Annotated in this window: 18 protein-coding genes, 1 tRNA gene and 1 riboswitch; of the genes, 12 read left to right on the top strand and 7 right to left on the bottom strand. The window is 75.3% G+C overall.

The genetic code is table 11. The annotated features are described in order from the left end of the window. Positions 1 to 87: 87 nt before the first annotated feature. From ACFCLZ_RS18620 to ACFCLZ_RS18610, 3 genes are all read left to right on the top strand, one after another. On the top strand, positions 88 to 1,353 hold the full coding sequence (locus tag ACFCLZ_RS18620; protein ID WP_380286043.1) for a hypothetical protein: 1,266 nt from the start codon (positions 88 to 90) through the stop codon (positions 1,351 to 1,353). Between the two features lie 117 nt (positions 1,354 to 1,470). Then, entirely contained in the window at positions 1,471 to 2,157 is a 687-nt protein-coding gene (locus tag ACFCLZ_RS18615) for an RNA polymerase sigma factor (protein ID WP_380286042.1), read from the top strand. Beyond that, positions 2,154 to 3,599: a hypothetical protein gene (locus ACFCLZ_RS18610; RefSeq protein ID WP_380286041.1), complete on the top strand. Its 1,446-nt coding sequence runs from the start codon at positions 2,154 to 2,156 to the stop codon at positions 3,597 to 3,599. The genes ACFCLZ_RS18615 and ACFCLZ_RS18610 overlap by 4 nt, the downstream gene beginning before the upstream one ends. Positions 3,600 to 3,693: 94 nt before the next feature. Here ACFCLZ_RS18610 and ACFCLZ_RS18605 read toward each other — a convergent pair whose 3' ends face one another. Together ACFCLZ_RS18605 and ACFCLZ_RS18600 are read right to left on the bottom strand one after the other, a co-directional pair. Next, entirely contained in the window at positions 3,694 to 5,193 is a 1,500-nt protein-coding gene (locus ACFCLZ_RS18605) for an aminopeptidase P family protein (RefSeq protein ID WP_380286040.1), read from the bottom strand. A 147-nt stretch (positions 5,194 to 5,340) separates the two neighbouring features. Then, positions 5,341 to 6,903 carry a PP2C family protein-serine/threonine phosphatase gene (locus tag ACFCLZ_RS18600; protein WP_380286038.1) on the bottom strand — a complete coding sequence of 521 codons (1,563 nt, stop codon included), beginning with the start codon at positions 6,901 to 6,903 and terminating at the stop codon, positions 5,341 to 5,343. Between the two features lie 721 nt (positions 6,904 to 7,624). Between ACFCLZ_RS18600 and ACFCLZ_RS18595 the strand changes: the two genes are divergently transcribed. Further along, on the top strand, positions 7,625 to 8,281 hold the full coding sequence (locus ACFCLZ_RS18595) for a bifunctional DNA primase/polymerase (RefSeq protein ID WP_380286037.1): 657 nt from the start codon (positions 7,625 to 7,627) through the stop codon (positions 8,279 to 8,281). Positions 8,282 to 8,530: 249 nt separating this feature from the next. Here ACFCLZ_RS18595 and ACFCLZ_RS18590 read toward each other — a convergent pair whose 3' ends face one another. The 4 genes from ACFCLZ_RS18590 to ACFCLZ_RS18575 form a co-directional block, all read right to left on the bottom strand. Then, positions 8,531 to 9,517, bottom strand: a complete 987-nt coding sequence (locus tag ACFCLZ_RS18590) for a DUF5926 family protein (RefSeq protein ID WP_380286036.1) — start codon at positions 9,515 to 9,517, stop codon at positions 8,531 to 8,533. A gap of 161 nt (positions 9,518 to 9,678) precedes the next feature. Further along, a complete protein-coding gene (locus ACFCLZ_RS18585) occupies positions 9,679 to 10,140 on the bottom strand; it encodes a hypothetical protein (protein WP_380286035.1) in 462 nt (153 codons plus the stop codon). Positions 10,141 to 10,623: 483 nt separating this feature from the next. Further along, entirely contained in the window at positions 10,624 to 11,544 is a 921-nt protein-coding gene (locus tag ACFCLZ_RS18580) for a glycerophosphodiester phosphodiesterase family protein (RefSeq protein WP_380286034.1), read from the bottom strand. A gap of 95 nt (positions 11,545 to 11,639) precedes the next feature. Further along, positions 11,640 to 13,100, bottom strand: coding sequence for a purine-cytosine permease family protein (locus ACFCLZ_RS18575; protein WP_380286033.1), 1,461 nt, complete (start codon positions 13,098 to 13,100; stop codon positions 11,640 to 11,642). Further along, positions 13,094 to 13,241, bottom strand: a riboswitch (TPP riboswitch). It overlaps the preceding gene by 7 nt. 326 nt (positions 13,242 to 13,567) lie before the next feature. On the opposite strand from ACFCLZ_RS18575, the gene ACFCLZ_RS18570 reads away from it, so the two are divergent. From ACFCLZ_RS18570 to ACFCLZ_RS18540, 7 genes are all read left to right on the top strand, one after another. Next, positions 13,568 to 15,193 carry a S1C family serine protease gene (locus ACFCLZ_RS18570; protein ID WP_380286032.1) on the top strand — a complete coding sequence of 542 codons (1,626 nt, stop codon included), beginning with the start codon at positions 13,568 to 13,570 and terminating at the stop codon, positions 15,191 to 15,193. 67 nt (positions 15,194 to 15,260) lie between these two features. After that, positions 15,261 to 15,348: transfer RNA gene (locus ACFCLZ_RS18565), tRNA-Ser, on the top strand. Between the two features lie 232 nt (positions 15,349 to 15,580). Beyond that, complete coding sequence (locus ACFCLZ_RS18560) at positions 15,581 to 16,690, top strand: peptidoglycan-binding protein (protein WP_380286031.1); 1,110 nt, start codon at positions 15,581 to 15,583, stop codon at positions 16,688 to 16,690. 82 nt (positions 16,691 to 16,772) lie between these two features. Further along, complete coding sequence (locus tag ACFCLZ_RS18555; RefSeq protein WP_380286030.1) at positions 16,773 to 17,603, top strand: MerR family transcriptional regulator; 831 nt, start codon at positions 16,773 to 16,775, stop codon at positions 17,601 to 17,603. 62 nt (positions 17,604 to 17,665) lie between these two features. Beyond that, the gene (locus ACFCLZ_RS18550) at positions 17,666 to 19,075 is read left to right on the top strand and encodes an MFS transporter (protein ID WP_380286029.1); all 1,410 of its coding nucleotides are present in this window, start codon (positions 17,666 to 17,668) and stop codon (positions 19,073 to 19,075) included. Then, a complete protein-coding gene (locus ACFCLZ_RS18545) occupies positions 19,068 to 20,432 on the top strand; it encodes an FAD-binding oxidoreductase (protein ID WP_380286027.1) in 1,365 nt (454 codons plus the stop codon). The genes ACFCLZ_RS18550 and ACFCLZ_RS18545 overlap by 8 nt, the downstream gene beginning before the upstream one ends. 890 nt (positions 20,433 to 21,322) lie before the next feature. Then, the gene (locus ACFCLZ_RS18540; RefSeq protein ID WP_380286026.1) at positions 21,323 to 22,084 is read left to right on the top strand and encodes a pyridoxal 5'-phosphate synthase; all 762 of its coding nucleotides are present in this window, start codon (positions 21,323 to 21,325) and stop codon (positions 22,082 to 22,084) included. An 82-nt stretch (positions 22,085 to 22,166) separates the two neighbouring features. Here ACFCLZ_RS18540 and ACFCLZ_RS18535 read toward each other — a convergent pair whose 3' ends face one another. Further along, positions 22,167 to 23,051, bottom strand: a complete 885-nt coding sequence (locus ACFCLZ_RS18535; RefSeq protein ID WP_380286025.1) for a DMT family transporter — start codon at positions 23,049 to 23,051, stop codon at positions 22,167 to 22,169. A 362-nt stretch (positions 23,052 to 23,413) separates the two neighbouring features. Here ACFCLZ_RS18535 and ACFCLZ_RS18530 point away from each other — a divergent pair, with 362 nt between their 5' ends. After that, entirely contained in the window at positions 23,414 to 24,295 is an 882-nt protein-coding gene (locus tag ACFCLZ_RS18530; RefSeq protein WP_380286024.1) for a DUF1906 domain-containing protein, read from the top strand. Positions 24,296 to 24,359: the final 64 nt, after the last annotated feature.

Here is a 24,359-nt window from a genome sequence, read left to right as displayed (position 1 = left end):
GGTGAGGGCCGATCCGGCGCGGCTCCGACCGAGCCGGTGCCGGGCCTCGCCGCACAGGCAGAGTCCGACTACCACGGGGAACCCACCATGCGCCCGTCTACTGTTCGGCGTCTCGTCAGGACCGTTCCGCTGGCGGCCGTCGTCGCCGGTGTGGCCGGCTACGCGTTGCTTCCCGTCGAGGCCGACGAGGACGTCCGCCCGATCCGGGCGGCGGGGCCGGCGCCGGCGGGGGCGGCCTCGATGCGGTCGGCGCTGGCCGCGCCGGTCACCGGGGCGCCCGCACCGGCGCCCGCCGCGGTGCTCCCGGGCGGGTTCTCCGGCGGGCTCGCGGCGGCCGGGCCGGGCTCGGGGCAGGGCTCCGGGCCGGCCCTCCTCCGGGCGTCCGACCCCGACCCCGCCCCCGGTGAGGCGTACCGGCCCGCCCTCGCGGCCGGCGGCTCCGCGAGCTGGCCGGAGGAGATGCCCAACGCGGTCGCCGAGCAGATCGACGTCTCGGTCCGCTCGCTCACCGGCGTCTGGCAGACCCCGGCCGACGGCAGCTACCTCGACTTCGAGGTGACCTGGACCAACCGCATCGAGCGGCGCTACGACGAGGTCGTCCCGGTGGTGCGGGTGCTCCCGTACGACTACCCGGCCGCCGTCGCCCGCCCCGGCACGACGGCCAAGGGGATGCTGGACCGCAAGGACCTCGACCAGTGGCGCGAGGTCAAGATGAACCAGCCGGGCGTGGGCAGCGGCCCCCAGCAGGGCACGTTCTCGCTCGACCCAGGGGAGAGCCGGACGGTCCGCTACCGGCTGACCCTGGCCGCCGGCGGGATGTCGGGCCGGCTGCCGATCGCGGCCGAGGGCTGGATCGGCAGCGGCGCCAAGGCGGTCCGGGCCGGCGCCGCGGTGACCCGGGTGGACGTGACGGTGGCCCAGCCGGTCGGGATGTCGCTGGGCAGGCCCACCGACGGGACCATGGGCCTGGTCCCGTCCGAGCTGCGGGTGGAACTGGCCAACGCGGACGGCTTCGCCAGCCACACCGTCACCCCCGACCTGGCGGCGACCGACCCGGTCGGCCGGAACGCCCCGCACGGCCTGGTGCCGCAGGACCTGACCGCCGAGGTGCTGGTGGACGGCGAGTGGCGCCGCCTGCAGGGCACCCTCGACGCGGAGGGCCTGGTCCGGCTGGACACCTCGGGGCTCTCCCAGGTGCTCGCTCCGGGGGAGAGCACGGTCTACCGGTTCCGGGTCAACCTCCCGCAGGGGTGGCGGGCCGGGGCCGGTCTCGAACTGATGGTCGGCCACAGCGTCGACGGCCGGGCCCAGCCCTTCCGGAGGGCCCGCGTGCCGCTGTTCGCCGACTACTGACGACCGGTCGGCAGCCGGCGACGATCCGGCCGGGCCCGGCGGGCCCGGTCATCCGATGACGATGTCTCGACGCACCGGTGCGGAACCGGAACGCCGTCGGGGGGAAAGCGAAGACGGATGTCCATGGCCACCGGGCCGGCCGCGCGGGCGACCCAGGCGTGGGGGACGCCCCTGCGCGGGCTGGTGACGCTGCTGTTCGGCGCCCAGGAGGCGCAGGGCGCGGGCGAGGTGTTCGACCTGCCCGTCGCCGCGCAGTCGGCGACCCGGCGCCGCGCCGGGTTCCGCCTGCTGCCCGGTGGCGGCCGCACGCGGGAGGCCGGTCCGACGCTGACCGAGCTCTACCTCACCCACCGGCTCAGCCTGGTCCGCCTCGCGGTGCTGCTGGTCGACCACCAGGACCAGGCCGAGGACGTCGTGCAGGAGGCCTTCGCCAAGCTCTACCAGCGGTACGGCGAGCAGCTGGACGACCTGGACAACGCGCTGGCCTATCTGCGCACCGCCGTGGTCAACGGCTCCCGGTCGGTGCTGCGCCGCCGCCGCACGGCCCGCGAGTACGTGCCGCCGCACGAGGCCGACGCGCCGTCGGCGGAGGACCACGCGGTCCTCCACGACGAGCACCGCCGGGTCCTGGTGGCCATGCAGGAACTGACCGCGCGCCAGCGCGAGGTGCTGGTGCTGCGCTACTGGTCCGACCTGTCCGAGTCGGAGATCGCGGAGATCCTCGCGGTGTCCCGCGGCACCGTGAAGTCCACCGCCAGTCGGGCCCTGGACGCCCTGGAGAAGAAGCTGGAGGACGCCCGATGAGCGACGAGTGGCGCCCCGGGGCCGACGGGGATCGCAGCAGTGGCCGCGGCCTGGGTCCCGTCGGCGAGTCGCCCGTGGAGCGACTGCTCCGCGAAGCCATGGCGGCCCGTGCCGCCCGGATCACCTCCCAGGACCTGCGCCCGGCCGATCCGCCCGCGGGCCCCCGTTCGCGTCGCCGGCCCGCCTACCTGGTGGGCCTGCCGCTGATGGGGATGGCCGCGGCGACGATCGTCGGTCTGCTCACCGTCCCCAGCGACACCCTCGCGGACAGGAAGGACGGCGCGCCGGCGGCGACGATGAGCCACGGCCCCGATCCGGCCCGGGGTGTGGACCCGCTCTCCCCGAGCGCGCGGCCCACCGACCCGCTCGGCCGCCCGGTCGGGGCGCCGCCCGTGGGGTCGTCGCGGAGCCCGGCGGCCGCCTCCGCGACGGCCACCACCGGCAGCCCGGGGGACGGCGGCGCGGGGGACGGCAACGGGGGCATCCGGCCGGGTGGCGAAACGCTCTCCCCGCCCGGCGGAGCACCGTCCGGGACGGTGCCGTCCGCGACCGTCGGCGACGGGGGAGTCCGCCCGGCCCAGGGCATCGTGCCGAGCTTCGACGGTCTGGCGGGGGCGGAGGCGATCGTCGGCGGCAAGGAGGTGACCTTCTCGGTGACCTGGCGGAACATCGGTGACCAGCCCTACGAGACGGTGGCTCCGGTGGTGGCGGTCCGGGAGCTCGTCGACCCGGTCGGCCCCGGCAAGTCGGTGCAGGGCCAGCTGCAGCGCGAGGACGGGGACGGCGTCTGGACGACGGTGCCGCTGACCGAGGCGTCGGGCAACTACCTGGCCTCGGGCGACGCGGTGGCGTTCCCGCTGGCCCCGGGGGCCGCCCGGACGGTCCGCTACCGGCTGGTCCCCGCGATCGACAGCGCGGAGGGGAAGCTGCTGATCGAGGGCCTGGCGCTGCTGCCGTCGCTGCCGCAACGGACCGTGGCGGGGTCGAGGATGACGGCCCTGCGGCTGTCAAAGGCCCCCGCCGACGCGCAGAAGGCACCGGAGATCGGGACCGTGATCAGCACGACGGAGGCCGGCACGTTCACGATGACCGTCCGCAATCCGGGGGCGGCGCCGCTGGCCTCGGTGATCCCGACGATCATGCTGAGCAGGTCGGCGTCCTCGGCCGGCATCGTGGTCCGGGCCCGGTACGGCTCGGGCGCCGAGGGACTGCGCACGCTGCCGGTCGCACCGGACGCGAGCGGACAGCTGGTGGTCGACACCACGCTGCTGGAACGGCTGCTGCGGCCGTTCGACTCGACGTCCTTCACGTTCTCGCTGAGCGTCCCGGACGACTGGCGGCCCGACGTCGGCAGCTTCGCCGTGTTCGTGGGGGCCAAGGGGGACGGCCGGGACGCCGCACCGGACGTCATCTACCCGGGATACCACCTGGAAGGCCGGTGACCGCCCCGGCCGCCCGCCGAGAACACGCCGGCGGTCCGGCCCCCACTGCTCGGGGGCCGGACCGCCGGCGGCTCGGGCGCACCGGCCCGGTGGCTCAGGCGAGCGAGGCCATCCACGCCTCGACGTCCTCGGCCCGGCGCGGCAGGCCGGCCGAGAGGTTCTCGTTGCCGTCGGCGGTGACCAGGATGTCGTCCTCGATCCGCACGCCGATGCCGCGGTACTCCTCGGGGACGGTCAGGTCGTCCTGCTGGAAGTACAGGCCGGGCTCGACGGTGAGCACCATGCCCGGCACCAGCAGCGCGTCGACGTGCTCCTCGGTGCGCGAGTGGGCGCAGTCGTGGACGTCCAGGCCGAGCATGTGGCCGGTGCCGTGCAGGGTCCAGCGGCGCTGCAGGCCCAGCTCCAGGACCTTCTCGACGTCGTACGCCGAGGCGTCCAGCAGGCCCCAGGCGAGCAGCCGCTCGGCGAGCACCCGCTGCGAGGCGTCGTGGAAGTCGCGGAACCGGGCGCCCGGCTTCACGGCCGCGATGCCGGCCTCCTGCGCGTCGTGGACGGCGTCGTAGATCTTCCGCTGGAGCGCGTCGAAGCGGCCGTTGATCGGCAGGGTGCGGGTGACGTCGGCGGTGTAGAGGGTGCTGGTCTCCACGCCGGCGTCCAGCAGCAGCAGCTCGCCGGGGCGGACCTCGCCGTCGTTGCGCACCCAGTGCAGGGTGGTGGCGTGCGGGCCGGCGGCGCAGATCGAGCCGTAGCCGACGTCGTTGCCCTCGACCCGGGCACGGCGCCAGAAGGTGCCCTCGATCCAGCGCTCGGAGGTGGCGACGGCCTGGCCGAGCTCGCGCACGCAGTCGGTGAAGCCCTTGACGGTGGCGGTGCACGCGGCGCGCAGCTCGCCGATCTCCCACTCGTCCTTGACCAGCCGCAGGCCGCTCAGGAACTCCTTGAACCCGGCGTCCTTGTCGGCGTCCAGCACCGCGGCGAGCGCGGCCTCCAGGCCGGCGTCGTAGCCGCGCACGATCCGGGTCGGCACGCCGTCCCCGGCGCGCTCGGCCAGTTCGTCGGCGGCCTTGCGGACGTCGCGCACCGGCAGGCCGAGCAGCTGCTCCTGCTCGGTGAGGCTGTGCCGGCGGCCGACCCACAGCTCGCCGTAGCCGTCCAGCCAGAACTCGCCGTTCTCGCGGTCGGAGCGGGGCAGCAGGTAGAGGGCGAAGGTGTGGCCGGTGGCGCCGGCGGGCTCGGCGACCAGCACGGCGTCCTCGGTCTGGTCACCGGTGAGGTGCACGTACTCGCTGGCGGCGCGGAACGCGTAGTCGCAGTCGTTGGAGCGGACCTTGAGGGTGCCGGCCGGGACGACCAGGCGCTCGCCGGGGAAGGCGGCGGACAGCTCGGCCCGGCGCTCGGCGGCGTACGGGGCCTGCGGGACCGGGGCCAGACCGTGCAGCTCGGTGTCGGCCCAGCCGGACTTCATCGACGCGGCCAGTTCGTCGGAGACCTCGGAGTAGAGGCCGTTCTTGCGGCCCTTGGACTGCTGCGGTTCCTCGTCGCCGCCGACGGCCTCGGGGTTCTCGGCCACCGCGGGGGTGCGGTCCTCGGTCACGTACGTCGCCTCCTTGCGCGTGGTGCCGCCCGGGGCGCGTCGGATCGCGACACAGGTGGGCGGCCGTGCGTCCATGGTACGGACGCCCGGCCGCTCACCCGTTCGGGCCTTCGCCCGGTCCGTTCGAACCCGCGCGGGCGCCCCCGGCTACTCGAAGCGCGCGGCGAGCAGCATCAGGTCGTCGGTGGCCGGGCCGCCCGCGGCGCCGGCCGCGTCGTGCTCCGCCGCGGCCGCCACCAGGTGGGCGGCGAGCCGGTCGGGGTCGATCCGCACGTCGCGCGGGGCGTCGGCGGCGGCCCGGCGCAGGTTGGCCTGCCCGACGTGCAGGGTCGGGCCGAAGCGGCGGGCCAGCCCCTCGGTGTAGAGGAGCAGGGTGTCGCCGCGCTCGGCGGTGAACTCGACCCCGGGCGCCTCCCAGCAGGAGAGCACGCCGAGCGGCGCGGAGAGCGAGGTCTCCACGAACTCGGCGCCGTACCGGGTGACCAGCACCGGCGGGCAGTGGCCGGCCCCGGCCAGGGTGATTCGCCGGCCCTCCGGCTCCACCCAGGCGTAGACGGCGGTGGCGGTGCGGGCCGGCTCGGTGGTCTTGAGCAGCAGTTCGAGGTCGCCCAGGACGGACACCGGGTCCTCGCCCTCCAGCACCGCGTACGCTCGCAGCGCGGCCCGCACCCGGCCCATCGCGGCGGCCGCGCCGGGGGCGGAGCCCGGTCCGGCGCCCGGCCCGTCGCCGGAGACCGAGCCGACCGTGAGGCCGACCGTGCCGTCCGGCAGCGGGATGGCGTCGTACCAGTCGCTGCCGCAGGAGCGGTCCAGGCCGGCCGGGACGAGCCGGGCGGCCAGCCGCAGGCCGGCGGGCTGCAGGAGGCGGTCGGGCAGCAGGCCGCGGCGCAGCGCCTCGGTGGTGCGCCGGACCTTCTCCGCGTCGAGCTGCTTGGCCAGCAGCGGGGCGGCCACCTCGCAGTAGCGGCGGGCCAGCTCGCGCCGGCGCTCGGTCGGGTCGGCGGGCTCGTCGTAGAACCAGAGCGCGGCGGCCAGCGGGCCGTCCTCCTCGGTGGCGAGCGGCAGGCCGTAGCAGCCGCCGAGGCCGAGGTGGCCGGCCAGCTCGCGCAGCCGGGCGCCGATCGCGGGGTCGCGGGCGAGGTCGCGCGAGTGCAGCTCGGCGGGCCGGTCGTGGTCGCGCAGCAGCCGGGCGAGCAGGCTCTGGTCGGTCGGGACGGTCTCCAGCGAACCGAGGCTGGCGCGGTCCAGGCCGAGGCCGACCGGCTGGCTGGGGCCGCCGCCGGGCAGCAAGGTGACCAGCAGGGCGCGGCCGGCGCCGAGCAGCGCGGCGCCGGAGGCGAGCACGGCGTCCAGCGTGGCGGACAGGCCGCGGGCGCGGGCGAGCCGCTCGGTGTGCTCGTGCAGGCTGGTGAAATCGGACAGACGTCCGGCCAAACGGTCCTGCACCCCGGTGGCGGACGCGGTGGGGTCCGCTCCCTCGGGTGCGCCGGGGGCGCCCGCGGCGCGGCCCGCGCCCTCGCCGCAGCCCGGCAGCTCCCCGGGCGCTCGGCCGTCCGGCTGGCTCTCCGGCTGGCTCTCCGCCTGGCCCGCGGGCCGGCCCACGGGCGGGGCCGGATCGCGGAAGCCCGGCGGGTCGAGCACGGAGAGCCCGCTGGTACCGCCGGGCTCGGCCGGCTCGGAGGACGTCGACGGTGGGTGGGACTCGGTCATGCCGCCACTCCTGACGCGGTGGTGCGTGTCACGCGGATCATGCGGAACCCCCAGGTACGGCCGTTTGGAGCGAGCACGGCCAAAAGGGCGCGTTTCGCCTCGATTCGCTACTACTCGTCATTGATCGACAGCAATGCCACCACTTCTACACAGGCCATTCGGGGCATGTCCAGAGCCATGACAAGGCTGGTGGCCGGTCCGCGCCGTCGCGGACCCGGTCGGGGGGCGCGTTCCGTTCCGCGCGCGCCGGTCGGTTGCGCTGCAGTCCGGCGGGCCGCGGCGCAACCGTCGGTCGGGCATGGAGCAGCCGGTGAACGGGCAGAACCGGGGGGACGGCTCCGGCGGCCGTCCGGATCGTATGCCCCTGGCGCCGGCCGGCCGGGTCGGCCGGAAGCGACTCACTCGTACGGTGGAACCAACCGCGGCCGGGCGGCGTCCATCCGGTCGCATACGGGATTCTCGTTCCAAGGGCTGTTCTATTCCGCAGCCCTTTCACATCGTGCTCCACCGCGTGCTCCAGGCCCGCGCCGTTGTCGCACCGCCGTCCGTACCGCCGTCCGTCCCGCCCGCCGTCCGGCCCCGGTCCGTTCCGACCCGGATCCCGGTCGGCTCCCTCCCTCCGGTTCGCGGGCCGGTCCGGCCTCCCCGGACGCGCGGCGGCGGCCGGTCCGGCGACCGCGGGGCGGAGCCACCGAGCGGTCACGGAAAGGAACGGGTGCCAATGCGCGACAACCCACTGCGCGACGACCCGAAGCGCCGGTCGGCGGCCCGGGCGGACCGGCTGGCCGGGGCCCTGGCGACGGCCGCCGGGCACCGCTGGCCCGTCGTCCCCGGCGCCGTCCTGCTCGCCGGCGGACACTGCTCCTGCGGCGACCCGGACTGCCCGGTGCCGGGCGCCCACCCGCACGACCCGCCGCTGCTCGCGGCCACCACCGACGCCCGGATGGTGCGCTGGTGGTGGGAGCGGCGCTGCCCGGACGCCCCGGTGCTGGTCGCGACCGGCCGGACGGTCTGCGCGGTCAGCCTCCCGGCGGCGGCCGGTGCCCGCGCGCTCGCCTACCTGGCCGCCCTGCGGCTGCGGCTCGGCCCGGTGGTGGCGATGCCCGGCCGGTACGCGATGCTGGTCGCCCCCTACTCGCTCGACGCGCTCGGCGAGATGCTCGTCCAACTCCCCTGGGTGCCCGGATCCTTGCGCTACCACGGGGTCGGCGGCTTCCTGCCGCTGCCGCCCGGGGGCGGGGACGGCGACCGGGTGCGCTGGGTGCTGCCGCCGCGCCAGGGTGCCGACGGCGGGGTCTGGCTGCCGCAGGTCGAGCCGCTGCTGGGCGAGTTGGTGGCGGCGGCGGTCCAACTGGACAGCGGCCGCTCGGCGTACTGACGATCCGTCGTCGACGTACTGATCGGGCACGGCCGACCGGCCCCGGCGTGGGGCGTTCGGAAAACAAAAGATCCGGCCGCTGGCGACGGGGGATGCACCAGCGACCGGACTCTTTAGACAGTAACAAGGATCCGCGCCCGCGCCAATTTCCAAGACGCCCTCGTAGCCCGGAAATTGCGGGTTACGGGCGCCAATGTGACGCGTATCACGTCGATCCGCCGGGCATGGCCCCGGTGTTCCGTCCCGCCTTTAGTTCAGGGTGACCTGACGGTTCACCAGGTTCGCGCGGGCCCGCCGCTCGTCGGCGGTCAGCGGGGCCGGATCGGCGAGCGTCGCGGCGAGCCGCTCGGCGAACTCCGCGGCCGGCTTCTCGCAGTCGGTCGCGGTCATCCCGAGCGGCAGGTCCCAGACCGGCACGGTCAGGCCGTGCGCCCGGAACGAGCCGACCAGGCGGGTGTCCGGGCCGATCGCGGACCGCTCGGCGGCGGTCAGCCGGGCCAGCGCGTCCAGCAGCTGCTCCTCCGGCACCGTCATCACCCAGCGCAGGTGGTTCTTGTCCGGGGTGCCGCACCAGTAGGCGGAGTCGACGCCGGTGAGCTTCTCGGTGGGGATCGCCGAGGCGTTGGCGCGCTCCAGCGAGGCGGCCACCTCGCCGGTCGCGGTCTCGGCGTCCTCCAGCCAGAACTCGAAGCCGGTGTGCACAATCGGCTCGAAGGCGGCGGAGGCGTCCAGCAGGTCCTGCAGGCGGCGGCCGCTCGGCACGGTGCGGCGGGCCGGCACCGGGGTGCCGGGCTCGGTGGCCAGCGCCAGCTCCAGGGCGTCGGCGAGGTCGCGGCTCAGGTCGCCGGAGGACGACTGGGTCTGCAGGCCCAGCAGGATCGAGCCGTCCTGGCGGCGCAGCGCGGGCCAGGCCAGCGGCAGCACGGTGGCCAGGGTGACCGACGGCACCTCGCCGGCGGCCGTGCCGGCCACCCCGGCGGCCAGCGTCAGCGGGACGGTGGCGGCGGGCACCAGCTCGCGCAGCGCCACCCAGTCGGCCTCGCCCGGCAGGCCCTCGAACGGGCGGTGCACCAGCTCCTGGACGGCGTGCGAGGCCTCCCGGCCGTGACAGGCCTTGTAGCGGCGGCCCGAGCCGCAGGGGCAGTTCTCGCGGGCCCCGACCACGGGGATCTCGCCCGTGGCGGCGGGGGTGGACTGACTGCGCTGCGGCGCCTTCTTGGCGGCCTTCTTGCCCATGGTGCGGATCTCCCGGGAACGGTGGTGTTGTGCTCCCGGCAGCCTACTGACGTTCCCCGGGCGGGTGGGCGTGCGCCGGAGCGCGGGCGGGCCCGCGGTGCCCGCTGCCCGGGCGCTGCGCAGGCCCGGCCCGCCGTTCGGCCGTCGCGGTGGCCGGCCGTTCAGGCGCCGTGGTGGTGGCCGCCGGTGTGGTGCCCGCCGCCGTGGTGACCGCCGCCGGTCCGCCGGGCGTGCCGCGCCCGGGCCGGCAGGGCCGCCCAGACGGTCACCTCGCCGGGGGCGTCGCGCACGCCCCAGTCGCTGGCCAGCTGGTCCACGATGCTCAGCCCGCGGCCGCCGTGCGAGGTCAGCGAGGGGCTGGACGGCGACGGCCGGGTCTGCGCCCCGCCGTCGGTGACCTCCAGGGTGAGCACGCCGTCGGCGTGCATCTGCCAGCGGACCAGGACACCGCCGGTGTCCTCGCCGGCCTCGCCCGGCGCGGCGGCCGGTGTGCCGGGCCCGGTGGGCCCGCCGGTTCGCGACGACCCGCCGACCAGCAGGGGGCCGACGACCTCGGCGCGGGCGCCCCGGCCGAGCGCGGGCAGGGGCCCGAGCGGGCGGGCGTAACGACAAGCGTTGCTCAATAGTTCGGAAAGGATCAGAACGGCATCATCAATGACCGGTTCCGGTATCTCGCGGTCTCCCAGATCTCGACGCAGTCGGCGCCGCGCGACCCCGACACTCGCTGGGCCGTGCGGCACCGCCATGGTCGATGAAGTCGGCACTTCACGCGCCACCATCAACGCCACCCCCGGACCTCCTTCAGCGTATGCCGAGGGATGGATGCCCCTTGGCAATACGTCGGAAACGACCGTGCGGCGATCCCGCGCGGACATTTGACGGCGGTCCACCGTCGGTACGCGAGAGGTGATTCGATGCTCACCCTGTGTCGTGAAACTGTATGAATTGCGGCAGAAATCGTCGTCGAAAGGTTTGAGTCCCTACCAAGACGATCAACGGGCCATGGTGGTTGAACGGTTCACCGCAGCGGTACCGCGCGCCACGGGATCACCATCCGCCGCGGCCGGGACCGTGGCCGGGACCGCCGGCCGGGACCGCCCGCCGGCTCAGCGGCCGAGCTGGGCCAGGACCTCCGCCGGGCGGTTGGTGATGATCGCCGACACCCCGAGCTCCAGGCAGAGCTCGACGTCGGCCGGCTCGTCCACGGTCCACACGTGCACCTGGTGGCCCAGCTCGCGCAGCCTGGTCACCAGCCCCGGGCGGGCCCGCACCAGCTCGATGCCCGGACCGGCGATCCGCGCCCCGCCCGGGAGCGGCGCGCCCGGGCGCAGCCGTCCGCGCAGCACCAGGCCGCGCTCGAACAGGAAGACCCGCTGGTACTGCGGCGCGGCCGCCGCCACCCGGGCGAGCGCGAGGGAGGAGAAGCTCATGATCCGGGCGTTGACCCCGTGGTCCCGGACGTCCGCCCCGCCGCCGCCGCTGCCGCCGCTGCCGCCGCTGCCGCCGCTGCCGCCGCTGCCGCCGCTGCTGCCGCCGTCCGCCCCGCGGCCGCCCGCCCCGCCGCCGATCCCGAACCGGTCCAGCATCCGCAGCAGCTCGGACTCCACCCGGCCGCGGAACCGCACCGGGTGCTTGGTCTCGATCGCGAGGTCCACCGGGCGCCCGCAGTCGACCACCAGCTCCAGCAGGCTCTCCAGCCGCAGCACCCCGCGCAGCTCCGGGTCCTCGCTCGGCCGGCCGGTCTTCCAGGCGCCGAAGTCGTGCGCCTCCAGCTCCGCCAGCGTCATCGCGGACACCGTGCCCCGGCCGTCCGAGACCCGGCCGATCCGCCGGTCGTGCACGCAGACCAGCTGCCCGTCGGCGGTCACCCGCACATCGCACTCCAGGGCGTCCGCCCCCTCGGTGAGCGCCCTGCGGTAGGCGGCGAGGGTGTGCTCGGGCAGGGCGAACGAGGAACCGCGGTGGGCGATCACCTGGACGGGCGGTGCGGTGCGGGCGGTCGGGGGCGAGACATCAGGGCTGGTCACGCCCTACACGATAGGCCGGGCACGTGAAGCGGAGGCGAAGACCGCCCCAACCCCGGGGGCCGTCTCGCCTCCGCGTCCGCGGCGCCGGGGCGGGGTCAGCGCGCGGCGGCGCCCCGGCCCCGGGTGAGCGGGGTGAGCGCCCAGGTGGCCAGGGCCGGCACCAGGAAGCCGAACAGCGAGGCCGAGGTCCACTCCTGCGGGGTGAAGTGCAGCGCCTCCTGCGCGGAGGTCCAGAGGTCCGTCCACCAGCCGGCCACCGCGGTCGGCGCGATCAGCTGGTAGGTGGCGAAGCCCAGCGCCCACGGCAGCAGCATCAGCCAGCGGGACGGCGCGTCGGCGGAGAGGTCCCAGCCGCGCCGCCCGGCGCCGAGGAAGTAGTCGACCGCCAGCACCGCGAACATCGGCACGAAGACCGAGCCGATCAGCCCCAGGAAGGCGTAGTAGGAGTCGGTGAACTCGGTGATCTGCAGCGCGAGCACGGTGATCAGCACGCCGGTGCCGCCCGTCAGCACCCGGCGGTCGACCCTGGGCAGCAGGTTGTGGATCGACATCGCGGTCGAGTACACGTTCGCGAAGGACTGGTCGGTCTCGCGCAGCACCAGGACCAGCAGGAACAGCCAGCCGGCCCAGACGCCGAGGAAGGAGTCGAAGATCCGGGCGGGGTCGCCGTCCGCCTGCAGCAGCGCCATCAGCCCGAGCACGTAGCACCAGACCTGCGCCATCGTGTAGCCGGAGAAGCTGCCCCAGAACGCCGAGCGCGGGGTGCGCGAGTGCCGGGTGTAGTCGGCGGCGAGCGGGACGAAGGAGATCGACACCGCGATCATCGAGTCCGTCGCCCGCAGGAAGCCGTGCCAGTTGCCCGCGCCCGGGTCCGGGACGCCGTGCCGGCCGAGCTGGACGGTGAAGTACACCATCGCGACCGCCACCGCGGCCGCGACGAAGCGGCGCAGCACCGCGATCGCGCCGAGCGGCCAGATGGTCAGCGCGGTGGTCAGCGCGCCGGCCAGCACCACGAAGACCCAGCGGTAGCCCTCGGTGCCGACCACGGTCTGCGCGCCGAGCGCGATCGTCAGCAGCTCGTAGACGCCCCAGCCGATGCACTGGACGATGTTGAGCACCGTCGGCACGTAGGACAGCCGGGTGCCGAACAGGCCGCGCAGGTTCGCCATGGCGGGCGCGCCGGTGCGCGCGCCGATCAGCGCGGCCACAGCCAGCATCGCGGTGCCGACCGCGGTGCCGGCCACGATCGCGGTCACGGCGGCGGCCAGCGACAGCTCGCCGCCCTTGGCGCCGAGCACGGTCGCGGCGGTGGTGAAGCCGATCAGCGAGACGCCGAGGTTCATCCAGAGCGCGAAGTGGTCGCGCAAGCGCAGGGTGCGGGGCGGTTCGGTGTCCAGCACCAGCGGTGCCTCGGTCCGGGCCGGGGGCTCCAGCACGGCGGTGGCCGTGGGCGCGGTGCCGCCTGCGGGGGAACCGGGGGCGGTCCCCGCGGCGTCCTGCGCCGGGGGGACGGACGCGGGCGCGCCCGAGGACGAGGATGGCGAAGCAGACGGCATGGCCGATTTCTCCCTACGCCGGCATTACCCGGACAGGTTCCGGCGGTCTGCGCCCCCTCGACGGCCGTCCACGGGGTCCGTGGCGTACGGTCGACCGGCGCACTCTCAGCCTGGTGGGTCCAAGCTCCCGCGTGTCAGTTCGGAGCGACAGGTTAGTCGTCGTCGGGGGGAACGCCAAGGCGGACCGGGCGGGACGCAGCGCTGCGGCGGCTGTCGGGCCCGGCTAAGGATTCTTATGAGTTCTTCAGAAGGGTCCTTACGGCAATCGAATCGGGTGTGCGAAAAACTATGGTTGTAGGTCCTGTCAGCTATGGAGGTCGTCCGTGAGCACCGAGCGCGAGGTTGGGTCCACCGGGTCGCAGGGGGAGCAGCCCTCCGGCGGCCAGGGGGTGGTGGGTTCCGCTTCTGACGGTCCGGCGCAGCAGTCTGCGGCCGGCCCCGCCCCCGCCCCCGCAACGACGTCCGCAGTGGACCGGTCGTCCGGGCTTGCCCCGGCCGCCGAGGGGGGCTCCGGCGGGTTCACGCCCACGCTGGCGTTCGGCAAGGTCGGCGCGCCGGAGCCGGCCGCCGCCCCGGCCGCCGAGTCCGGGTACCTCGACGCCCCGCCGCCGGTCCTGCCGCCCGCCGTGCCCCCGGCTCCGGCTCCGGTCCCGGTCCCGGCCGCTCCCGCCGCGCCGCTCGCGCCGTTGGCCGCCCCGCAGGGCGGCAACCCGTACGCCACCCCGGCCCCGGGCACGCCGGTTCCCCCGGCGCTCGCGGCGCACGACCCGTTCGCCGCCCCGGGCGCCCCGCAGGGCCCGGGTGCGACCGGCCAGCACCAGCACCAGCACCCGTTCGGCGCCGGCCAGCCGCTCGGCGGCTGGGGCGCCCACGACATCACCCCCGGCGCGCCCGGGGCCCCCGGTGGCCCCGGCGGCCCGCTCGGCTACCCGGGCGAGTACCCCGGCGCGCCCGTCCCCGGCGGCCCGCGCAAGAAGCGCGGCGGCCTGATCGCCCTGGTCGCGGCCGTCGCCCTGGTGGCTGGCGTGGCCGGCGGCGCGGTCGGCGTGTCCGTCGCCGACCGCGACGGCAAATCGGTGAGCGCCAAGGCCGACCGCAGCTCCACCACGGTCCAGGCCAACAACACCCAGAAGAACGAGCCCGCCCCGGGCTCGGTCGCCGGCATCGCGCAGAAGGCGCTGCCCAGCGTCGTCACCATCAAGGCCCAGGGCAACGGCGAGTCCGGCACCGGCACCGGCTTCGTCTTCGACACCGAGGGCCACATCCTCACCAACAACCACGTGGTCGCGCCCGCCTCCAGCGGAGGCAAGCTGACCGTCAAGTTCGCCGACGGCTCCTCCTACAGCGCCTCCGTGCTGGGCCGCGCCGAGGGCTACGACGTCGCCGTCATCAAGCTCGACAACCCGCCCAAGGAGAAGCTGACGCCGCTTCCGCTGGCCGACTCCGACAAGGTCAACGTCGGCGACTCCACCATCGCCATCGGTGCCCCGTACGGCCTGGAGTCCACCGTCACCACCGGCATCGTCAGTGCCAAGGACCGCCCGGTCGCCTCCGGCGACGAGACCGGCGCGCAGGCCTCCTACATGAACGCCCTGCAGACCGACGCCTCCATCAACCCCGGCAACTCCGGCGGCCCGCTGCTCGACTCCGGCGGCGGGGTGATCGGCATCAACTCGGCGATCCAGTCCAACGCCTCCAGCAACGGCCGGGCCGGCTCCATCGGCCTCGGCTTCGCGATCCCGATCAACCAGGCCAAGTGGGTCGCCGACACCCTGATCAAGACCGGCAAGCCCGTCTACGCCAAGCTCGACGTGCTGCGCGACGACAGCTACAAGGGCGACGGCGCGCAGATCTCGACCCGCGACGTCCAGGGCCAGCCGCCCATCACCCCCGGCGGCGCCGCCGACCAGGCCGGCCTCAAGCCCGGCGACGTCATCACCAAGCTCGGCGGCAGCCCGATCGAGAACGGCCCCGCCCTGGTCAGCAAGATCTGGACGCACAAGCCCGGCGAGACCGTCGACGTCGAGTACACCCGCAACGGCCAGACCGCCACCACCAAGGTCACCCTTGGCACCCGCGTCGGTGACAAGTGACCCCCGACCCGCCCCGGGAAACCCGGTGCACCGAACCCCGCCGGACCCGTTAGGCTGACCTCCGCCTGGAGAGCTGCCCGAGCGGCCTAAGGGAACAGTCTTGAAAACTGTCGTGCGGTGACCCCGTACCGTGGGTTCGAATCCCACGCTCTCCGCCGGTAGGAGAAGAATTACCTGCTCGAGGCGGGTGCCGAGATCGTTCGGCACCCGCCTTCGTGCGTTTGCGGGGCGGGCTCGGGGCGGGCTCGGGGCGGTGGAGGGGTGGGGTGGTGGCGCGGTTTCACCTGAACGGGGGGTTTGGGGTGGACGCGTCGTCCTGTGAGGGGTCGGGGTCCGTCTTTCAGGGCGTAAGGGGCGAACTGCCCTGGGCCCGGCAAGGAGAGACGGATGGCCTGGTACCCCGGTGCGGAGAAGATGGAGCTCGAACCCGAGTCGGACGAGCAGCCGGCGATCACGCCGACGCAGGTGATCTTCCACAGTGTGGCGGCGCCGTGGACGCCGCGGCGGATGTACGAGTACTGGAGGGACTCCACCAACCTGGAGTCCCACTTCGGGGTCGGGTACGACGGCAGTGTGGGGCAGTTCGTCGGCACCGAGACCCGTGCCGACGCCAACATGCGCGCCAACCGCAGGGCCGACGGCACCGGCGCGGTGAGCGTGGAGTCGGCCAGTGACGACCAGAGCACCGACCCGTGGACGGACCCCCAGGTCGTGGCGCTCGTCGCGCTCGGGGTGTGGCTGCACCAGCGGCACGGGATCCCGCTGCGGATCTGCTCCGAGTGGGACCAGCCCGGCTTCGGCGTGCACCGGATGTTCCCCGAGTGGTCGGACGGCGGCACGGCCTGCCCGGGGGACGCCCGGGCCCGGCAGTTCCGCGAGGTCGTGATGCCCGGCATCGTCGCGGTGGCCGGCGGCGCGCCGCTGCCCCCGCCGAGCGGCGGGTCCGGGCCCGCCCGGTACCGGGTGACCATCAACGGGCTGGAGTACGGCTACGGCGCGCACGGGCCACAGGTCGAGGAGGTGGGCGAGGCGCTCGTCCGGCTGGGCTTCGGCCGGCACTACCAGTCCGGCCCGGACCAGGACTGGCGGGACGCCGACACCCTCAACTACCAGGACTACCAGCACAGTCTGGGGTACTCGGGATCGGACGCCGACGGCGTTCCGGGCGAGGGGTCGCTGCGCCGGCTGCTGGGCCGGCTGCCCTCGCCGCAGCGGGTATCGCTCGCCCACGTGGTCGCGGCGGCGCGCACCGACCCGGGGGCCGAGCAGGGCCACCAGACGTACGGCGGCGAGGTGCGGATCGTCGAACAGGCCCTGGCGGACGAGGGGTTCCTGGAGCAGCGCTGGGTGGACGGCTCGCTCGGCACGCGCACCGTGCAGGCGTACGCCGCGTTCCAGCGCAGCCTCGGCTACAGCGGCGACGACGCCAACGGCATCCCCGGCCAGCGCAGCCTCCAGGCACTGGGCCAGCGGAGGGGGTTCGACGTGACGGACTGAGCGGGCCGCCGGGAGCGGAGGGACGGGCGGCGAAGCCGGTGCTTGACCGTGACACCGTGTGAGGGTCTGCACTGGAGGGACTGTGTTGAACATCGGAGACTTCGCCAAGCACGGCCGGGTGTCGGTCCGCATGCTGCGCCACTACGACGCCATCGGACTGCTCCTGCCCGCCCGGGTGGACCCGGCCAGCGGCTACCGCTGCTACGAGGCGGCCCAACTGGCCCGGCTCAACCGGGTCATCGCCCTCAAGGACCTCGGCTTCACGCTGCAACAGGTGCGGGCCGTCCTGGACGAGGAGGTGGACACGGCCGAGCTGCGCGGGATGCTGCGGCTGCGGCGGGCCGAGCTCGCCGCGGCGATGGCGGCGGACGGCGAACGGCTGGCCCGGGTCGAGGCGAGGCTCCGGACGATCGAGAGCGAGGGGACCATGTCCACGCAGGACGTTGTGGTGAAGCGGGTGCCGGCGGTGCGGGTGGCCGAGCTGACGGGGCTCGCGGCGAGTTACGAGCCGCAGGACATCACGCCGGTGATCGGCCCGCTGTTCGACGAGCTCTGCGGACGGCTGGCGGCGGCCGGTATCGCGCACACCGGTCCGTCCGTCGCCCGGTACGAGGACACCGGGGACGGCGACGGCTCGGTGCGGATCCGGGTGGCCGTGCCGATCGCCACCTCGGTCGACCCGGCCGGGGAGCACGGCCTCTCGGTGGTCGACCTGCCGGCGGTCGAGGAGGCGGCGACCCTGGTGCACCGCGGCTCCATGGACGACTCCCTGGGATCGGTCCAGGCCCTGGCGCGGTTCATCGAGGAGAACGGCTACCGCTCGACCGGGTACGCCCGGGAGCTGTACCTGGAGTGCCCGGAGGAGGTGACGGACTGGGTGACGGAGCTGCAGGAGCCGGTGGTGCGGGCGTAGCCGGGCCCGCGGTCGGCCGGCGCTTGCCCTGAAGCAGGTCGAGGGTCCTAGCGTCGGCCGGCATGACGATCACCGGGGCCCGTGCGCCCGACGGCGAGGCCCACCCGGCGAGCCCGGCCCACCCGGCGCGGGCGGCGCTGCCCGCCTCCTACCTGCTCTGGCTCGCCGGGGCGCAGCTCGGGGCACTGGGCGATGCCGCTCTCGCCTTCGCCCTGGGCTGGGCCGCCGCCGCGCACGGCGGGGGCGCCGCCGGGCTGGTGCTCACCGCGATCACGGTGTCGCGGACGGCGCTGGTGCTGGTCGGCGGCGCGGTGGCGGACCGGCTGGGCGCCCGCCGGGTGATGCTCGCCGGGGACGCGGTGATGCTGGCCGCGACCCTCGCCCTGGCGGCGGCGGCCGTCGGCTGGGGCACCCCGCTGCGGCTGCTGGTCCTCGCGGCGGTGGTGATCGGGGTGGTGGACGCGTTCTACCTGCCTGCGAGCGGGTCGATGCCGCGGCTGCTGGTGGGCGCCGGGCAGCTGCCGCGGGCCCTGGCGCTGCGGCAGGCCGGCGGGCAGCTCGCCGCCCTGCTCGGGGCACCGCTCGGCGGGGCGCTGGCCGCGGCGGGCGGGCTGCCCGGGGTGGCGCTGGTGGACGCGGCGAGCTTCGCCGTCGTCCTGCTGGTGCTGCTGCGGGTGCCGGTCCCGGTCCCGGTGGCGCTCCCGGTCCTGCGGCAGCGCCGGGAGCGGCCCGGAGGGCAGCACCCGACCGGGCTGTTGGCGGAGGCGGCCGCCGGGGTCCGGCTGGCGGCGGGGGACCGGCTGCTGCGGGCGGCCCTGCTGCTGACCGGGGCGGCGGCCGGGGCCCTGCTGCCGGTGGTGTCGCTCCTCGCGCCGCTGCTGGCACGGGCCGACGGGTGGGGCGCGGGGTCGGCCGGTCTGGTGGCGGGCGGCCAGGGGGCGGGTGTGCTGGTGGTGGCGGGCCTGCTATCGCGGCGGGACGGCGGAGGGCGCGGGCACGGCGGCATGGGTGCCGCGCTCGGGCTCTGCGTGGCCGCGGTGGGTGTCGCGCTGCTGGCCGCGGCGCCGGGGCCGGGAGCGGCCGTGACCGGCGGGGTGGTGACGGGCGTGGGTTCCGGGCTGTTCGCCTGCCGGATCGGTCCGCTGGTGCTGGGGGCCGCGCCGGACGGACACCTCTCCCGGGTGCAGGCGCTGCTGACCCTGGTGCAGAGTGCGGCACTGGTGCTCTCGACCGGGCTGCTCGGCCTGCTCGCCGACGCGGTCGGCCCCCGGGTGCCCACGGCGCTCTGCGCGGCGGCCACCGGCGCCGCCGGGATCCTCGCGTCGGCCTCGCCCGTCCTGCGCCGGGGCGGCGTACTTGCCGGGCGGACGGGCGGCGGGCAGAGTGCGAGAGCCGGGCGCGGTCGGACGGATACGGACGGCGCCCCGCGGTGCGGCGGGACGGGCGGTGCGAGCGGAGGCGGCGATGAGTGATCTGACGGACCGGCTGGCGGAGGGCCTCCCGCCCGGCGCCCTGGCGGTGGACCCGGACGTCACGGCCGCCTACCGGCACGACATGGCGGACTTCTGCCCGGCCGGCACCCCCGCGGTGGTGGTCTTCCCGGAGACGGTCGAGCAGGTGCAGCACGTCCTGCGGACCGCCACCGCGCTGCGCGTGCCGGTGGTCCCGCAGGGCGCCCGGACCGGGCTGTCCGGCGCGGCCAACGCCGTCGACGGCTGCATCGTGCTGTCGATGGTGAAGATGAACCGGATCCTGGAGCTCGACCCGGTGAACCGGCTCGCGGTGGTCGAGCCGGGCGTGGTGAACGCCGAGCTGTCCCGGGCCGCCGCCGCCTCGGGGCTCGTCTACCCGCCCGACCCGTCGAGCTGGGAGTCCTGCACGATCGGCGGCAACATCGGCACCGGCGCGGGCGGCCTCTGCTGCGTCAAGTACGGCGTGACGAGCGAGTACGTGCTCGGCCTCGACGTGGTGCTGGCCGACGGCCGGCTGCTGTCCACCGGCCGCCGGACGGCCAAGGGGGTGGCCGGGTACGACCTGACCCGGCTGCTCGTGGGCTCCGAGGGCACGCTCGGCGTGGTGGTCCGCGCGGTGCTGGCGCTGCGGCCGGCCCCCGCGCCGCAGCTGGCGCTGGCGGCGGAGTTCCCGAGCGCGGCCGCGGCGGGTGCGGCGGTCTGCGAGGTGATGGCGCGCGGCTTCACCCCGTCGCTGATGGAGCTGATGGACGCGGTGAGTGTGCGCGCGGTCAACGACCTGGGGCGGATGGGGCTGCCAGAGTCCACCCAGGCGCTGCTGCTGGTCGCCTTCGACGGCCCGGACCGGGCCGCCGAGCTGGCCGCGGTCGGGGAGTTGTGCCGGGCGGCGGGGGCGAGCGAGGTGGTGCCCGCCGAGGACCAGGCCGAGTCCGAACTGCTGCTGGAGGCGCGCCGCCAGGCGCTGCCCGCGCTGGACCGGCTGGGCACCACGATGATCGACGACGTGGCGGTGCCGCGCTCGCGGCTGGCCGAGATGCTGGACGGCGTCGCGGCGATCGCCGAGCGGCACGGGCTGACCATCGGGGTGGTGAGCCACGCGGGCGACGGCAACACCCACCCGATCGTCATCTTCGACGCGGCGGACGCCGAGCAGTCGGCCCGGGCGCAGCGCTCCTTCGACGAGATCATGGCGCTCGGGCTGGAGCTGGGCGGCACGATCACCGGCGAGCACGGGGTGGGGCTGCTCAAGCGGGAGTGGCTGGCGCGAGAGCTCGGGCCGGTGGCGATGGACCTGCAGCGGCAGTTGAAGGCGGTCTTCGACCCGCTGGGCATTCTCAATCCCGGCAAGGCGATCTGATCCGGTATCGCCCGATTCCCTGCCCTGGTCCTCTGCCCCGCTTTGGCGCATTGTTCTGATGATTTTCGGACTGCTGCCGGGCGGTCTGAATTGTCGACTCGGTAACGCGACCGCACCGACCGGGGGCGTGTTTGCTTTCATCGCGCGCCTTGGTGGTGCGCCGGGGCGTCGGTGTGCTCTCCTCGCGCCGTCCCGGGCGCATTGGCCGTGGCTGGCCGATCCGACTGCGCCGCAGGTGGACGGTGGTGCGAAGGGCGCGTTTTCCGTGTCGCCGGCAGTTATGCGCCGGGGTGCCGAATATCACGCTAAAGGGCGAAAATTCGGCCGGGAGGTGGTGCTTTGTCGATTTGTTGCGGAAGTCTGTCTCCCGGCGCCGCAGCCCGTAGGTGTTCGCCTGGCCGGTGAACTCCCGCACACATGGCATGATTACCGTTTCTTGGAGGCTTTCATGGCTCGCATCCGAACCCGCAGGGCGGCGGGTCTTCTCCTGAGCAACCAGGCACCTGAACAACCGAGCACCTGAGCACCTGAGCGTCCGGGAACCGGCGCCGACCGGGTGCCGTCGACGGCGGGGGCGCCGTCGACGGACGACCGGAGCCGGCCAAACGGACCGTGGAACGGATCGGAAACCGAGCGATCGGAACGGATCGCACAAGGCGCGACCGGGCAGCGGAAAGGGTCACCGCGCCCCCGGTCCCGTGGGCGGCACCGCACGTCGGTGCCGCCCACGGGCGTGTTCGGGGCCCGGAACAGGTCCAGTCCAGGGCCCGCGCCCGGAGTCGTCACCGCACGGCGGTACGGTTGCGCTCCGACAGCGCACCCCGCGCCCGGCCCGCCCCGAGACCGGCTCGCCGCGGGCTGCGGCCGCGGCAACCGGAAGGAAGGGCTCGATGGCAGCGGAGGAGGAGGGCCTGAGCGGCCCCGGCGAGACCAGGCCCGCACCGGGCCCCGGGCCCGGCGGGGAGCCGGCCCCGGCCGCACCCCGGTCCGTGCCCGAGCTGATGCTCGGCCGTCCGCCGATGGCCCGCCCGTTGCCGACCTTCGACGCCGGGGCGGCCCCGGCCGAACCCGGCCCGCTCTTCGTGGACTGGCTCGCCACCGCCCTGTACGCCGGGGTGCTGGACCCGCAGGTGTTCACCCTCTCCACGGTCGACGCCGACGGCATGCCGGACGCCCGCGTCCTGGTGCTGCGCGACGTGGACGCCGCCGGCACCGGCTGGGTCTTCTCGACCGCCGCCGACAGCCCCAAGGGCCGCCAGCTCGCCGACCACCCGGCCGCCGCGCTCACCGTCTACTGGCCGCAGCTCGGCCGCCAGGTACGGGTGCGCGGCACCGTCGAGCGGGCCGCCGACCAGGTGGCGGGGGCCGAGTTCGCCACCCGCTCCCCGGCCGCCCGGATCGGCGCGCTGGTCGGTCGGCAGAGCGAGCCGATGGCCTCGTCGGCCGAGTACGAGGAGGCGGTGGCGGTCGCCCGCCGCCGACTGGAGGCCACCCCGGACGCGGTCGCCGCCGGGCACGCCGTCTACACGCTCTGGGCGAACGAGGTGGAGTTCTGGCAGGGCGACGCGGAGCGCCACCACGTCCGGCTCCGCTACACCCGGACCGGCCCGGTCCGCACGCCGGAGTGGTCGCGCACCCTGCTCTGGCCGTAGCGCCGTAGCGCCGCAGAGCCGCAGAGCAGCAGGGGCGCGCATCGATCCGATGCGCGCCCCCGGCTCACCGCAACGCCGCGCCTCAGCGCCGCCCGGTCAGCGTGGCCCCGACGCTCGCCGCCACCACGCAGCCGATGCCGGCCAGCTGCGCGGCGCCCAGCAGCTGACCCAGCACCACCAGGCCGACCAGCGCGCTGACCGCCGGCTCCAGGCTGACCAGCACGCTGAACACCCGCTGCGGCATCCGCCGCAGCGCCGTCATCTCCAGCGCGTACGGGATCACCGGCAGCAGCAGCGACACCCCGGCCACCGCGAGCAGCAGCATCAGCGGCGAGGCGCCGGGCGCGGTCAGCCCGTCCCAGGCCTGGCCGAGCCCGAACGGCGCCACCGTCAGCGCGCCGACCGTCATCGACACGGCCAGCCCCTGGAAGCCCTGGAACGCGGCGCCGACCTTGTCGGTGAACAGGATGTACGCGGCGTAGCAGGCGGCCGCCCCGAAGGCGTACAGCAGGCCGACCGGGTCGAGCCCGCCGCCCTCCCCGCCCTCGCCGAGCAGGGTGAGCAGCGCCACGCCGCCGGCCGCGAGCAGCGCCCAGAGCAGGTGACTGGCGCTGCGGGCGAAGACCAGGGCCACCGCGAGCGGGCCGAGGAACTCGATGGTGGCGGCGGTGCCCATCGGCAGCCGGTCGATCGCCCCGGCGAACAGCAGCGTCATCCCGGCCGAGGCCATGCCGAGCAGGGCGGCGGCGGCCAGGTCGCGCGGCCGGCGCCCGCGCAGCCGGGGCCGGGTGACGGCCAGCAGGATGACCGCCGCGAAGCTCAGCCGCAGGAAGGTGGTGCCGCTCACCCCGAGCGGTCCGAAGAGCGGCTTGGAGAACGCGATCCCGGTCTGCACCAGGAACATCGCCGCGACACAGAGAAGCGGCGCCGGGATCCTCCCCCAGCCTTCGGCCGGGGGGTCACCCATCGGGCGCCGCAGGAGGTTCTGGAACCGTCGGCCGGTCGCTCGGCCGGGTCGTGCGTCCGGTGGCAGTCCCCCGCCGGGCGCCCCGCCTCGTCGCCGGCTGCCCCGCTCGCCGGCGGGCTCGCCCTTGGGGGCGGGCGGCATGGCAAGCGCCTCGGCGACGGCGGCGGCCGGCGTCGGGGCGGAGGTTTCGCTGGGGTGGGACGTGGGCATGGTGGCGAGTCTGCCGTAAGGAGCCACTGGGCAGCAAGCTCGTTACTGGAATCGGGACGGATGTGGACGGGTGCGCCCGAAAGGGTGAGCTTCGACGGTGCACGCGGCGCGGCGGCCTCCGGTGTCCGACGGCCCGTCAGTATCAAGGCGGCGTGCGCCATCTTTGCCCCGCGGCCCTCGCCGCCGCCGCCTCCCTCGTCCTCCTGCTGGCCGCCGGCGGCCCGGGCGCGAGCGCCGACGCCGCCGCTCCGGCGGCCGCCGTCGTCCCCCGCATCCGCGCCGCGGTCCTGCCCGACCGGCTCGGACCGCCGCCCGCCCGGCCCCGCGACCTCTACGCCGGCGCGGCCTTCGACGCCTGCACCGCGCCCCCGCTGGAGACCCTGCGGGCCTGGCGCGACGCCTCGCCGTACGGGGCGCTCGGCATCTACACCAGCGGCGGTCAGCGCGGCTGCGCCCAGCCGAGGCTCACCGCCGACTGGGTGCGGCAGGCCCGGGCGATGGGGTGGCTGTTCCTGCCCGTCCACGTCGGCCTCCAGGCGCCGTGCAGCGACCTGAAGCGCAAGCCGAAGCGGATCGACCCCGCGCGGGCCGCCCAGCAGGGGCGCGAGGAGGCGGCCGAGGCGGTCGAGGGCCTGCGGGCGGTCGGGCTCGGCCAGGGCAGCCCGGTCTTCCTGGACATCGAGGCCTATCCGGTGCGCGACCCCTCCTGCGGCCAGGCCGTCGTCGACTTCACCGTCGGCTGGACCCAGGCGCTGCACGAGGCCGGCCACCGCTCCGGCTTCTACTCCAGCCTCGACTCCGGCATCGCCGACCTCGCGGCGGCCGCGCGGGCCGGCAGCTCGCCGCTGCCCGACACCCTCTGGTACGCCCGCTGGGACGACCGCGCCGACACCGCCGGGGGCGGGCCGCTCACCGAGGAGCTCTGGACCGAGCACCAGCGGATCCATCAGTACCGCGGCAACGTCGAGGAGACCTACGGCGGGGCGACGCTCACCGTCGACCGCAACCACGTCGACGCCCCGCTGGCCGGTTGACGGGCGGCCGCCTTCGCGCAGGCAACCCCACGCAGGCCACCCCGGCGCAGGTCGTCCCCGCGCC

This window comes from Kitasatospora purpeofusca (assembly GCF_042691725.1).
GTDB lineage: Bacteria > Actinomycetota > Actinomycetes > Streptomycetales > Streptomycetaceae > Kitasatospora > Kitasatospora purpeofusca_B.
The sequence above is the reverse complement of the archived record's forward strand: the minus strand, read 5'-3'. Positions and strand labels throughout refer to the sequence as shown.

Coding starts and splice junctions, on each gene's coding strand:
- ACFCLZ_RS18620 (WP_380286043.1), top strand. CDS start 88: ATGCGCCCGTCTACTGTTCGGCGTCTCGTCAGGACCGTTCCGCTGGCG.
- ACFCLZ_RS18595 (WP_380286037.1), top strand. CDS start 7,625: ATGCGCGACAACCCACTGCGCGACGACCCGAAGCGCCGGTCGGCGGCC.
- ACFCLZ_RS18545 (WP_380286027.1), top strand. CDS start 19,068: ATGAGTGATCTGACGGACCGGCTGGCGGAGGGCCTCCCGCCCGGCGCC.
- ACFCLZ_RS18590 (WP_380286036.1), bottom strand. CDS start 9,517: ATGGGCAAGAAGGCCGCCAAGAAGGCGCCGCAGCGCAGTCAGTCCACC.
- ACFCLZ_RS18540 (WP_380286026.1), top strand. CDS start 21,323: ATGGCAGCGGAGGAGGAGGGCCTGAGCGGCCCCGGCGAGACCAGGCCC.
- ACFCLZ_RS18535 (WP_380286025.1), bottom strand. CDS start 23,051: ATGGGTGACCCCCCGGCCGAAGGCTGGGGGAGGATCCCGGCGCCGCTT.
- ACFCLZ_RS18600 (WP_380286038.1), bottom strand. CDS start 6,903: ATGACCGAGTCCCACCCACCGTCGACGTCCTCCGAGCCGGCCGAGCCC.
- ACFCLZ_RS18610 (WP_380286041.1), top strand. CDS start 2,154: ATGAGCGACGAGTGGCGCCCCGGGGCCGACGGGGATCGCAGCAGTGGC.
- ACFCLZ_RS18560 (WP_380286031.1), top strand. CDS start 15,581: ATGGCCTGGTACCCCGGTGCGGAGAAGATGGAGCTCGAACCCGAGTCG.
- ACFCLZ_RS18550 (WP_380286029.1), top strand. CDS start 17,666: ATGACGATCACCGGGGCCCGTGCGCCCGACGGCGAGGCCCACCCGGCG.
- ACFCLZ_RS18615 (WP_380286042.1), top strand. CDS start 1,471: ATGTCCATGGCCACCGGGCCGGCCGCGCGGGCGACCCAGGCGTGGGGG.
- ACFCLZ_RS18575 (WP_380286033.1), bottom strand. CDS start 13,100: ATGCCGTCTGCTTCGCCATCCTCGTCCTCGGGCGCGCCCGCGTCCGTC.